Raw genomic sequence first — 12,419 nt, 5'->3', positions numbered from 1 at the left:
GCCTGAGATATGATCGCTGCAGGATGCATAAGCCGGCCGGCTTGAACAGGACAGTCCATGAGCACGCAGGACATACCCCCACTACCACGAACCAACCAGACGCTTGCCAGCCGCGGTATTCAACCGCGCTTTGGTGAACTGGTGCAGGGTTGCCGCAAGCTCGCGATGAATCGTCTGGCCGAACACCTCACCGGGGTTTTCGGCCAGGTTGATGACACGCTGTTCGAATGCGCAGAGAAAGCCGAGAACAACAAAGTGCAATCGTTGTTCTTCGATAACATGCGCGAGATTCGTCGACAGCGTCCGCAGATCGAACGCAGCTACCACCAACGTGTGGCGAAGAATTTTTCCAACTTTCTCGAAGGCACTCTGGAACCCGAGGCAAGCGCAATCGGGCTGCGGGCTGAAGATCTGTCGTTGATTCAGAACGAAGATTATGAAGAGAGCCTGCAAGTCACCAATATGGTCAGCCGGGTCAAGGCTCGCTGCGCCGAGCCGCTGTTTGCCCTCGAGCAACGACTGGCGGTGCTGAACAACGGCCAGAAGCTCGGTGAAGACAGCAACCCGTTCGGCCCGCGCGCCATTGCCCAGGCCTTCCGCGAAGCGCTGGCACCCACGCCCTTCCCGCCGCAGATCAAAACCATCCTGTATATGCTGTTCGATCGCCATGTCATGCAGAGCCTCGACCGCCTGTATGAAGCGATGAACCAGCGCCTGATCGATGCCGGTGTATTGCCCAATCTGAAATACGCACCGCAACGTACGCCCGATGCTCGTCGTACACCGTCGGTACCTCGCGAGCCCGCACCCGCCGCTACTGCGCCCGTAACTGAAGCGCCGCGGGCCAGCGAACCCGCTCCAGCCAGCACCACCCAGGCTCCTGCAGGCATCGCCGGCGCAAGCGCCGATGCACCGCGCGTGCCCTACGATGCCTCCGGCCCCGAGCCGACCGACCCGACCGCGCTGTTCAGCAGCCTGGCGGCCCTGCTTGGCGAGCGCCGTCACTACAATGTCGACGCGCCTTTATTAGGTGGCACCCGCAGCATCGCCAGTTTCGCTCCCCAGGGTGCGACGCGCACTTATGCCGCCAACGATCTGCTGGAAGCGCTGAATCGCCTGCAGCAACAGTCGGCGCTGGATTTTTCCCAGCGTCTGCAACGTCCGCAGCAGGTGGAAGACTTCAAGGTCGATCTGCAACAGCAACTGGAAACCCACAGCAGCCAGCCTGGCCAGCAGAAGCTGTCGGACCAGGAAGCGGATGTCATCGACCTGGTGGGCATGCTGTTCGACTTTATCCTCGATGATGAAAACCTGCCGGATAACTGCAAGACCGCCCTTTCGCACTTGCACACCCCGTATCTGAAAGTCGCCCTGCTGGATAAAGCCCTGTTCACCCAGCACCATCACCCCGCGCGCAAATTGCTCAACGCCATGGCTCAGGCCGGTGTGCTGTATGGCGGCGAGGAAGATGATCGTGGTCTGTTGGCGAAAATTCACTGGGTGGTCGAGCGCGTCATTCAAGGTTTCGATGGCGACCTCAAGCTATTCGACAGCCTGCTCGAAGAGTTCAACGAGTTCACCACCAACCTGCAGCATAAGGTGGCCCTGCGCGAGCGCCGCGCCGTCGAGGCCGCCAAGGGCCGCGACAAGTTGCTCGGTGCCCGCCAGCAAGCGGTGGATATCATTGCCCGCGCCCTGGCCAATCGTCAGCCGCCGCCGCTGATCCGCAACTTCCTCGAACTGACCTGGACCGACGCCCTGGTCTTCGTCCTGTTGCGTCACGGTGAGCGCAGTGCCGAGTGGTTGCGCTACAGCGAAGTGGCCGAGCAGCTTGCGTGGAGTAGCACGCCGCTGAACGCCGCCGGCCAGGAACGCCTGCAGAGCATTCGCGTACAACTGCTGGACGACCTGCGCAAAGGCCTGGAGATTCTCGGCGGTTACCACGAAGACGGTATCCGCCGCCTGCTGCAGGACATCGTCGCCTGCCAGCACGCGGTACAGGCCAAGCAACCGCTGGTAGCCGCCAAGCTCAACCCGGTGCTGCCGGAAAGCCCGCTTGGTGCCATGCTCGGCGAAGATGCCGAGCTGGCCAACTCGGCACCGCGCGCCTCCGGGCTGTCGCGCCAGGCGCAGTTGATTGCAAAGGAACTGGGGCGGATCGAATTCGGCACCTGGTTTGAATTTGTCGACGGTGCACAGGTTCGCAACCTGAAGCTGTCATGGTTCAGCCCGACTACCCACAACTACATGTTCGTTGACCACAGCGGTCAACGTGTGGCGATAAAGCCGCTGACACTTTTAGCCAACGAGATGGAACAAGGTTTGGTTCGCATCCTCCAAATGGAACGCGAGCCGCCCCTGATGGACCGCGCCCTGACCGCCATCTACCGAGTGTTGCAACGCTTCACCGGTCGCGCCGACACAGTTAAGGAGCCGTAATGGACGATCGTCGTCAGCACAGTCGACACGCCGCAGACTTGCACCTGGAAGTTTACGACCTGCATACCGAGCGCCATCTGGGCCGCGTGGTCGATCTGTCAGCCGAAGGCTTTATGATCTTTGGCGACTCCCCCCAGGAAGCAGACGCTCTACTGGAATGCCGCCTGGTTTCCTACCCACCGGTGGAGGGCCTGACCGAAGTACGCCTGGGCGCTGACTGCCTGTGGAGCCGCCCCGGTGCCGATGGGCAGCATTGCTGGTCGGGTTTTCACATTATCGACCTGGCTGAAGACCAGGCCGTGCTGCTCGAAGGTTTGCTTAACCGCCTGTAGCGCCTATCAATCCGGCTCCTGTAGGAGCGGCCTCAGCCGCGATTGCTGGCGCAGGTGGATCAACAGCATCGCGGCTGAAGCCGCTCCTCCAGGGGCGCGCAAGACGCAACAAAAAGCCCCGCATCTGCGGGGCTTTTTGTTGCTGCGAAGGCCTTATGCGAAGACGATCTCGTCGCCATCGACCACGCCGGTTACTGTTGTGCCGGGCATAAACTTGCCACCCAGAATCAACTGCGCCAGCGGGTTTTCGATCCAGCGTTGCACCGCCCGTTTCAGCGGACGGGCACCATACACCGGGTCGTAACCCACGGCGATCAGCTTATCCAGTGCCTCGTCGCTCAACTCCAGCTTCAGCTCACGCTCGGCCAGACGCTTGTCCAGCCGGGTCAGTTGAATGCGAGCGATGCCGGCGATCTGATCACGGGCCAGCGGCTCGAAGATCACCACCTCGTCGATACGGTTGATGAACTCCGGACGGAAGTGGTTGCTCACCGCATCCATCACCGCCGCGCGTTGCGCTTCCTGATCGCCGACCAGCTCCTGAATCTGCGCCGAGCCCAGGTTCGAGGTCATCACGATCACCGTGTTGCGAAAGTCCACCGTGCGCCCGTGGCTATCGGTCAGACGACCATCTTCCAGCACCTGCAGCAACACGTTGAACACGTCCGGGTGGGCCTTCTCGACCTCGTCCAAGAGCACCACCGAGTAAGGCTTACGGCGTACCGCTTCGGTGAGATAACCACCCTCTTCATAGCCGACATAGCCTGGTGGCGCACCGATCAGACGGGCCACCGAGTGTTTCTCCATAAACTCGGACATATCGATACGTACCAACGCCTCTTCGGTATCAAAGAGGAACTCGGCCAAAGCCTTGCACAACTCGGTTTTACCCACACCGGTAGGGCCGAGGAACAGGAACGAACCGCTCGGCCGATCCGGGTCGGACAAGCCGGCACGGGAACGGCGCACGGCACTGGCCACGGCGGTGACCGCTTCGTTCTGGCCGATCACCCGCTGGTGCAGCAAGCCTTCCATATTCAGCAGTTTTTCCCGCTCGCCTTCGAGCATTTTCGCTACCGGAATACCAGTCCACTTCGACACCACTTCGGCAATTTCTTCCTCGGTCACCCGGCTGCGCAGCAGCTGGTTCTCGGTCTTGCCGTGTTGGTCGACCATCTGCAGGCTGCGCTCCAGATCGGGAATGATGCTGTATTGCAGCTTGGCCATCTGTTCCAGATCGCTGCGACGGCGCGCCGCTTCCAGCTCCTGGCGGGCCTGCTCGATTTTCTGCTGGATCTGCGCCGAGCCTTGTACCTCAGCTTTCTCCGACTTCCAGATTTCCTCCAGATCGGCGTATTCGCGCTCGTACTTGGCGATGTCTTCCTGCAGCTTATCCAGACGCTTCAGGGCGGCGTCGTCGCTTTCCTTTTTCAGCGCTTCACGCTCGACCTTGAGTTGAATCAGGCGGCGTTCCAGACGATCCAGCACTTCCGGCTTGGAGTCGATTTCCATGCGGATGCGACTGGCCGCTTCGTCCATCAGGTCGATGGCTTTGTCCGGCAACTGGCGGTCAGTGATGTAACGATGGCTGAGCTTGACCGCGGCGATGATCGCGCCGTCGGTGATCGCCACTTTGTGGTGAACCTCATAACGCTCTTTCAGGCCCCGCAGAATGGCGATGGTGTCTTCTTCGCTGGGCTCTTCCACCAGAACTTTCTGGAAACGCCGCTCCAGTGCCGCATCCTTTTCGATGAACTGGCGGTACTCATTCAGCGTGGTCGCGCCCACGCAGTGCAGCTCGCCGCGGGCCAGGGATGGCTTGAGCATATTGCCAGCGTCCATCGCGCCCTCGGCTTTGCCGGCACCGACCATGGTGTGCAGTTCGTCGATAAACAGAATGACCCGACCTTCCTGCTTGGAAAGCTCGTTAAGCACCGCTTTCAGGCGTTCCTCGAACTCACCGCGGAACTTGGCCCCAGCAATCAGAGCGCCCATATCCAGCGACAGCAGGCGCTTGTCTTTCAGACCATCGGGTACCTCGCCGTTGACGATGCGCTGGGCCAGGCCTTCAGCGATAGCAGTTTTACCCACGCCAGGCTCGCCGATCAGCACCGGGTTGTTTTTTGTGCGGCGCTGCAGAACCTGGATGGTGCGGCGGATTTCGTCATCACGACCGATCACCGGATCGAGCTTGCCTTCTTCGGCACGCTTGGTGAGGTCGACGGTGTATTTATCCAGCGCCTGGCGCGACTCTTCGACATTGGGGTCGTTGACCGCATCGCCGCCGCGCAGGTTGTTCACTGCGTTTTCCAGAGCTTTCTTGCTTACGCCCTGGCCCAGCAGCAATTTGCCCAACTTGGTGTTTTCGTCCAGTGCCGCCAGCAGCACCAGTTCGCTGGAGATAAATTGGTCGCCCTTCTGCTGCGACAGCCGATCGGCCTGGTTGAGCAGGCGCGCCAGGTCTTGGGAGAGATTAACGTCGCCGGTGGGGTTCTGAATTTTGCCCAGGTGGTCGAGCTCTTTGGTCAACGCCTGACGCAAGCTGTTGACGTCGAAACCGGTCTGCATCAGCAGCGATTTGATCGAGCCGCCCTGCTGCTCAAGCAATGCCTGCATCAGGTGCAAGGGCTCGATGGCTGCGTGGTCCATACCCACGGCGAGAGATTGGGCGTCGGATAACGCCAATTGCAATTTGCTGGTTAAACGATCGATACGCATAGGTTTACCTTCCTTTAGAGGGCAGCCGGCGCAATGAACGCACCTAGTGAAAAATGTCTGCCGAGATGCTCAAGTAAGTGAGGTCGATTGTTCGGGATTCAAGGTGTGCGGGTGCTGATCAACGTCAAACGGCCCGACAGGCGTGATGGTCGGTGCATACGTTGACTGTAGTTGGCGGCTGGGAAAGCATCGCGGCTAAAGCCGCTCCTACGAGACGAAGACCCCGTAAAACCCGTAGGAGCGGCTTCAGCCGCGATGCCCTTGGCCTTTCAGGGCGCGAGCCAGACCAGCGAGGCGAAACGCCCGGTGCGCGCCGCGCGGCGGTAGGAGAAAAAGCGCGCATCACTGACGGTGCAAAAACCACCGCCATACACGGCGCTAACGCCACGTGCCGCCAGCCGCAGACGGGCCAGCTGATAGATGTCGGCGAGAAACTTGCCAGCATTGGCGCTGGGCACAAACGCCTGATCGGCCTCGGGCTGCACCGCTATAAAAGCCTCACGCACCTCGGGCCCAACTTCGAATGCCTGCGGGCCAATCGCCGGACCGAGCCACACCAGTACGTCATCGGCAGGAACGGCCAGGGCATCCAGGGTAGTTTCCAGCACCCCATTGACCAAGCCACGCCAGCCAGCATGGGCGGCGGCCACACGCGTGCCGTAACGGTCGCAGAACAGGGCTGGCAGGCAATCGGCGGTCATTACCGTGCAGGCAATGCCGGGGGTGGCGGTCCAGCTGGCGTCGGCCTCGGCCACCAGCGCTGGGTTGGCATCAGCCACCACGACGCCATGCACTTGCTGCAACCAGGCTGGCTGGCAGTTCAGGCGGGAAATCAGGGCGTGACGGTTGGCAGCCACGGCACCTGGCTCATCGCCAACATGGTCACCGAGATTGAAGCTATCGAAAGGCACCTGGCTGCCACCACCAGCGCGGGTGGTGACACACGCCTTGACCCGCGCCGGCGCGGGCCAGTCCGGCGTCAGCCAGCTCTGCGGATCGTCAGCCGACAAAGGCTTCGCGGTCCTGACGCAGCAACGTCAGCAGCCAGACAAAATCATCCGGCAGTGGCGATTCCCACTTCATGCGCTGGCCGCTGACCGGATGAGTCAGCTCAAGGAAACGCGCATGCAAGGCCTGACGAGGAAACTCTTTCAGCGCCTGCACCATGGTCGGGTTGGCCGCCGGCGGAATGCGGAAGCGACCGCCGTACGCCGGATCGCCCACCAACGGGAAATTGATATGGGCCATATGCACGCGAATCTGGTGGGTGCGGCCGGTTTCCAGCTTGACCCGGGTATGGGTGTGCGAGCGGAAGCGCTCCAGCACCCGGTAATGGCTGATGGCTTGCTTGCCACCTTCCATCACCGCCATACGCTGCCGCTGCTGACCGTGGCGACCAATCGGCGCGTCGATCTTGCCACCGGCGGTAATGACGCCGATGACGATGCATTCATAGATACGACTGACCGAACGCTTTTGCAGCTGGTCCACCAGATTGGTCTGCGCCTGGATATTTTTTGCCACCACCATCAAACCGGTGGTGTCTTTGTCCAGACGGTGAACGATGCCGGCGCGCGGCACGTTGATGATATCGGGCACATGGTGCAACAGGGCGTTGAGCAAGGTGCCGCTCTGATGGCCGACCGCCGGATGCACCACCAGGCCTGCTGGCTTGTTGATCACCAGAATGTCGTCGTCTTCGTAGACGATATCCAGTTCGATATCCTCGGCCACCCATTCGCCCTGGGCTTCCTGCTCGGCGTCGAGCACCAGCACGCTGCCGCCATGCACGATGTCGCGCGGCCGGACCACCACGTCATCCACCGTCAATCGGCCGTCCTTGATCCAGGCGGTAAGGCGCGAACGCGAGTGTTCGGAGAAGAGTTGAGCGGCGACTTGGTCGAGGCGTTGGCCGCCCATTTCGGACGGAACCTCGGCGCGCATCTGGATGGCTAACTTATTAATTGGAGGAATGCTCGGAAACGGCGCGGCGTAGGCTTTGGTTTCGGCTACGCGCTTGTGGTTAAATACGGCGTCTTTGTCCCGGGGTAACCGGGGCGCTCATCATAACAGGACGGCTCTGCTCAAGACAGCCAGCCGTCACAGGGACGCAAGCCGCCATGCAAGTGAAACACCTGCTGCTGATCGCCATCCTCGCTCTCAACGTTGCTTGTTCTTCTAATGAAGTTGTAGACGAAAATCTGAGTGAGTCCGAGCTGTACCAGCAGGCACAGACCGATCTGGACAATAAAAGCTATACCAGCGCCGTCACCAAGTTGAAGGCACTGGAGTCCCGCTATCCGTTTGGCCGCTATGCCGAACAGGCCCAGTTGGAGCTGATCTACGCCAACTACAAGAACGTCGAGCCGGAAGCTGCCAAGTCTGCCGCCGAGCGCTTTATCCGCCTGCACCCGCAACACGCGAACGTCGACTACGCCTACTACCTGAAGGGCCTGGCCTCGTTCGACCAGGACGTCGGCCTGCTGGCGCGCTTCCTGCCGCTGGACATGACCAAGCGTGACCCGGGTGCTGCCCGTGACTCGTTCAACGAGTTCGCCCAGCTCACCAGCCGCTTCCCCAACAGTCGCTACGCCCCCGACGCCAAGCAGCGCATGATCTACCTGCGCAACCTGCTGGCCGCCTATGAAGTGCACGTCGGCCACTACTACCTGAAACGTCAGGCCTATGTGGCCGCTGCCAACCGCGGCCGTTACGTGGTGGAAAACTTCCAGGAAACCCCGGCCGTCGGCGATGGCCTGGCAATCATGACCGAGGCCTACCAGCGCCTGGCCCTGAACGATCTGGCCGACACCAGCCTGCAGACCCTGAAGCTCAACTACCCCGACCACCCGAGCCTGGTGGATGGCAAGTTCGTGCCGCAGGAAGACGAAGCCGACAACCGCAGCTGGCTGAGCAAGGCCACCCTGGGCCTGATCGAAAGCGACGCGCCGCTGCCACCGGGCGAAACCCGCGCCAGCCAGGACGTGATCAAGCAGTACCAGGACGCAGAGCAGGAAATTCCGGAAGAATTGCTGCCAGCCGATCAAAGCAGCGATGCTGAAGAAGAGCACGAAGCGGAAGGCAATAGCGCTGACCGTTCGTGGTTCAGCTACATGACCTTTGGCGTGTTTGATTAATTTGCCATCGGCAGCCAAAAGGAGGCTTCGGCCTCCTTTTTATTGCCTGCAAATAGACGTATGTACTGTAGGAGCGGCTTTAGCCACGAAGTTTTTTGGCCCCTGAGGTGCTTGCAGTCAGCGCCAATCGCGGCTGAAGCCGCTCCTACAGGACAGGTTTATGGCGCTCAATCTCCTAACCGCCACCCGGAGGTAATCGGATATCGCCGATCCCGCCCAAACCCGCGCTGCGTCACCCGCACACCAACAGCCGCCTGCCGGCGTTTGTATTCGTTGATATCCACCAAACGCAGCACGCGCTTGACCTGCTCCTCGTCGAAGCCCTCGGCAATGATGGCGCTGGCCGAGAGGTCGTACTCGATATACAGGCGCAGGATTTCATCCAGCACCGGGTATGGCGGCAGAGAGTCCTCGTCTTTCTGGTCGGGTGCCAGTTCAGCCGATGGCGGTCGGTCGATCACCCGCTGGGGAATCACCGCCCCCAGACCGTTGCGGTATTCGCAGAGGCGGAACACCAAGGTCTTGGGCACATCCTTGAGCACATCGAAGCCACCGGCCATGTCGCCATAAAGCGTGGCGTAACCAACGGCCATTTCGCTTTTGTTACCGGTGGTCAGCACCAGATAGCCCTTCTTATTGGAGATCGCCATCAGCAGCGTGCCGCGGCAACGGGCCTGCAGGTTTTCCTCGGTGGTATCCGCCTCCAGCCCTTGGAATAGCGGGGCCAGGGTGGCGACAAAGGCCTCGACCATCGGCGCAATCGGCAACACGCGATAGGCAACGTTCAGCGCCCGGGCCTCAGCTTCGGCGTCCTCCAGGCTGATCTGCGCGGTGTAGTGGTATGGCATCATTACCGCCTCCACCTGTTCGGCACCCAGGGCATCGACGGCAACGGCGAGGGTCAAGGCCGAGTCGATACCACCGGACAACCCCAGAATCACACCCTTGAAGCCATTCTTCTGCACGTAATCGCGCACGCCCATCACCAGCGCCTGATAAACGCTGGCCTCCCGCTCCGGCACCGGTGCGCAACAGGCCGCACAGGGCTGTATCTGCTGGCCGTCATAGACAAAATCCACCGGGTACAGCCCTTCGCTAAAGGCCGGCACCCGCTGGCTGATCTGCCCATTCGCGGCGATCACGCAACTGCCACCGTCGAACACCAGTTCATCCTGCCCGCCAACTTGGTTGACGTAGAGAATCGGCAGACCCGCCTCGGTCACCCGCTTGGCCAGAACGGCTTCGCGCTCGCGCTGTTTATCCAGATGGAAGGGCGAGGCGTTAAGGCTGAGCATCAGCTTGGCACCGGCAGCCTTGGCCTGGGCCAGGGGCTCAGAGAACCAGATATCCTCGCAGATGCTCAGCGCCACCGGCACGCCCTTGATCTCCAGCACGCAGGGGGTATTGCCCGCCTGGAAGTAGCGCTTCTCGTCGAACACCCGGTAGTTCGGCAACCGCTGCTTATAGTAGGTGGCGAGCACTGCGCCGTCGGCAATCACCGCACTGGCGTTGTAACGCTGCTCACCGTCCAGCCAGGGATAGCCGACCACCAGATAAATGCCCTGCACCTCGCTTTGCAATCGCAACAGGCCCTGCTCGATACGCCGTTGCATGCTTGAGCGCAGCAGCAAGTCCTCGGGCGGATAACCGCACAGCGAAAGCTCGGGAAACACGATCACATCCGCCTGCCATTGCTCGCGGGCACTGGTGGCGGCGGCGATGATGCGCTCGACATTGCCATGCACATCGCCTACCCGCAGATTCAATTGGGCCATCACGACCCGCAGGGTTTGGCTCATCACTCCCTCCATCGATAAAAGAGGCGCGACTGATGCGGCGTAGTTGCGCATCGAATCCTGAGGACACTTTAGCGCCGATAAAACCGCCGTCCTGAGGAAACAATGCACAGCTTGCCACTTCCCGGCTGTGCTGGCGTCACGACCTTGGCTAAACTGCCTGCCTTACGAAAAGAAGAGCCAATTATGGGACGCCTGTTGATCTGGATCGGTTTGATCTTTGCCGTGTACTGGCTGTGGCACCGCGCCACGCGTCCCGCTCCAGCCAAACCCGGCATCGAGGAAGCGGCACCCATGGTGCGCTGCGCCCACTGCGGCGTGCATACCCCCAGGGCGCATGCCCTCAGCCAAGGGCCGCAGTGGTTCTGCAGCCAGGCCCACCTCGAGCAGGGTGCCATCCGCAGTGACCGGTGAAGCCCTGGCCCTGAGCGGCCTGCAAGGGCAGCGCATTCTCAAGATCTACCACCTGTACCGCCTGGCCATCGGTGTGATGCTGGTGGTGTTGATCTCCAGCGATCTGGATAACCAGCTGCTGGACCTGGCCAACGACAACCTGTTCAAGTACGGCAGCTGGCTGTACCTGATCCTCAACGCCGTGATCACCCTGGTGGTTCGCCGTGCGCAGCACCTGGCGCAAGTCTTCAGCCTGAGCATGGTCGATGTGATCCTGCTGTCGGGCCTGTTCTATGCCGCTGGCGGTACCCCGAGCGGGATCGGCAACCTGCTGATCGTCGCCGTGGCCATTGCCAATATCTTGCTGCGCGGCCGCATCGGCCTGCTGATCGCCGCGGTCGCCGCCATCGGCCTGATCTACCTGACCTTCTATCTGAGCCTTAGCAACCCGTCCGCCTCCGCCCAGTATGTACAGGCCGGTGCCCTCGGTGCCTTGTGCTTTACCGCAGCGTTGTTCGTTCAGGGCGTGACCCGGCGCTTGCAGGTCAGTGAAACCCTGGCGGAAAAACGCGCCGCCGATGTCGCCAACCTGGAAGCCCTCAACGCCCTGATTCTGCAACGCATGCGCACCGGTATTCTGGTGCTCGACGGCCAGCACCGCGTGCTGCTGGCCAATCAGGGTGCCCTGGGTTTGCTTGGTCGCGAAGAGCTGGCCGGGAAAATTCTCGACCCGCACAGCCCGGAGCTGGTCAAACGCCTGCAGCACTGGCAGCGCAATCCTACCCTGCGCCCCCTGAGCATGCAGGCGATTGCCGACGGCCCGGTGCTGCAACCGAGCTTCGTCACCCTGCAACGCGGCGCGCAGCAGGACACCCTGGTGTTCCTCGACGACATCTCGCAAATCGCCCAACAGGCGCAGCAGCTCAAGCTCGCCTCCCTGGGGCGGCTGACGGCCGGCATCGCCCACGAAATCCGCAACCCTCTCGGTGCCATCAGCCACGCCGCGCAACTGCTGCAGGAATCGGAAGACCTCGACGGCCCGGACCTGCGTCTGGCGCAGATCATTCAGGACCACTCGCGGCGCATGAACCTGGTGATTGAAAACGTGCTGCAGCTGTCGCGCCGACGTCAGGCCGAGCCGCAACTGTTGGACCTGAAATACTGGATCCACCGCTTTGCCAGCGAGTTCCGCACCACCACCAACGACAACCAGCTGCTGCATCTGGACACCACCGGCAGCACCATCCAGACGCGCATGGACCCCAACCAGCTGACTCAAGTGCTGACCAACCTGGTGGAAAACGGCCTGCGCCATAGTGCCCTGCAACACAAACAGGGCCAGGTGTGGCTGAAGCTGTTCCGCGATGCCGACAGTGATCTGCCGGTGCTGGAGGTGCTGGACAACGGTGCCGGGGTGCCGACCGAGCACCTGCAGAATATTTTCGAGCCCTTCTACACTACCGAAAACAAAGGCACGGGCCTCGGCCTGTATATTTCCCGCGAACTCTGCGAAAGCAACCAGGCCCGTCTGGACTACAAAACCCGCGACGTCGGCGGTGGCTGCTTCCGTATCACCTTCGCCCACCCGCGCAAACTGAGCTGAC

Annotated in this window: 9 protein-coding genes; 5 read left to right on the top strand and 4 right to left on the bottom strand. The window is 61.2% G+C overall.

Annotated elements, in window-relative coordinates; all coding sequences use genetic code 11:
- Nucleotides 1-57: 57 nt before the first annotated feature.
- Together ACVW0Y_RS14515 and ACVW0Y_RS14510 are read left to right on the top strand one after the other, a co-directional pair.
- Nucleotides 58-2,439 carry a DUF1631 domain-containing protein gene (locus ACVW0Y_RS14515; protein WP_457439024.1) on the top strand — a complete coding sequence of 794 codons (2,382 nt, stop codon included), beginning with the start codon at nt 58-60 and terminating at the stop codon, nt 2,437-2,439.
- Nucleotides 2,439-2,771 (top strand): PilZ domain-containing protein, encoded by a 333-nt coding sequence (locus ACVW0Y_RS14510; RefSeq protein WP_457439023.1) that lies wholly within the window; start codon nt 2,439-2,441, stop codon nt 2,769-2,771. Before ACVW0Y_RS14515 ends, ACVW0Y_RS14510 begins: the two co-directional genes overlap by 1 nt.
- A gap of 153 nt (nt 2,772-2,924) precedes the next feature.
- Here the strand turns inward: ACVW0Y_RS14510 and clpB are convergent, their stop codons facing one another.
- The 3 genes from clpB to rluD all read right to left on the bottom strand — a co-directional run bounded on the left by clpB (nt 2,925) and on the right by rluD (nt 7,433).
- Nucleotides 2,925-5,489 (bottom strand): ATP-dependent chaperone ClpB, encoded by a 2,565-nt coding sequence (gene clpB, locus ACVW0Y_RS14505; protein WP_457439022.1) that lies wholly within the window; start codon nt 5,487-5,489, stop codon nt 2,925-2,927.
- Nucleotides 5,490-5,758: 269 nt separating this feature from the next.
- A complete protein-coding gene (gene pgeF, locus ACVW0Y_RS14500) occupies nt 5,759-6,499 on the bottom strand; it encodes a peptidoglycan editing factor PgeF (protein ID WP_457439021.1) in 741 nt (246 codons plus the stop codon).
- Entirely contained in the window at nt 6,489-7,433 is a 945-nt protein-coding gene (rluD, locus tag ACVW0Y_RS14495; RefSeq protein WP_457439020.1) for a 23S rRNA pseudouridine(1911/1915/1917) synthase RluD, read from the bottom strand. The genes pgeF and rluD overlap by 11 nt, the downstream gene beginning before the upstream one ends.
- 176 nt (nt 7,434-7,609) lie before the next feature.
- Here rluD and ACVW0Y_RS14490 point away from each other — a divergent pair, with 176 nt between their 5' ends.
- Entirely contained in the window at nt 7,610-8,626 is a 1,017-nt protein-coding gene (locus tag ACVW0Y_RS14490) for an outer membrane protein assembly factor BamD (RefSeq protein ID WP_457439019.1), read from the top strand.
- A 167-nt stretch (nt 8,627-8,793) separates the two neighbouring features.
- On the opposite strand, the gene ACVW0Y_RS14485 is transcribed toward ACVW0Y_RS14490, so the two are convergent.
- On the bottom strand, nt 8,794-10,425 hold the full coding sequence (locus ACVW0Y_RS14485) for an NAD+ synthase (protein ID WP_457439018.1): 1,632 nt from the start codon (nt 10,423-10,425) through the stop codon (nt 8,794-8,796).
- Between the two features lie 183 nt (nt 10,426-10,608).
- Here ACVW0Y_RS14485 and ACVW0Y_RS14480 point away from each other — a divergent pair, with 183 nt between their 5' ends.
- Together ACVW0Y_RS14480 and ACVW0Y_RS14475 are read left to right on the top strand one after the other, a co-directional pair.
- The gene (locus ACVW0Y_RS14480; protein WP_457439017.1) at nt 10,609-10,836 is read left to right on the top strand and encodes a PP0621 family protein; all 228 of its coding nucleotides are present in this window, start codon (nt 10,609-10,611) and stop codon (nt 10,834-10,836) included.
- Nucleotides 10,826-12,418 (top strand): sensor histidine kinase, encoded by a 1,593-nt coding sequence (locus ACVW0Y_RS14475; RefSeq protein WP_457439016.1) that lies wholly within the window; start codon nt 10,826-10,828, stop codon nt 12,416-12,418. The genes ACVW0Y_RS14480 and ACVW0Y_RS14475 overlap by 11 nt, the downstream gene beginning before the upstream one ends.
- The last annotated feature ends 1 nt before the right edge of the window (nt 12,419 follow it).

The sequence above is a fragment of the Pseudomonas sp. TE3786 genome (assembly GCF_054057335.1).
The sequence above is the reverse complement of the archived record's forward strand: the minus strand, read 5'-3'. Positions and strand labels throughout refer to the sequence as shown.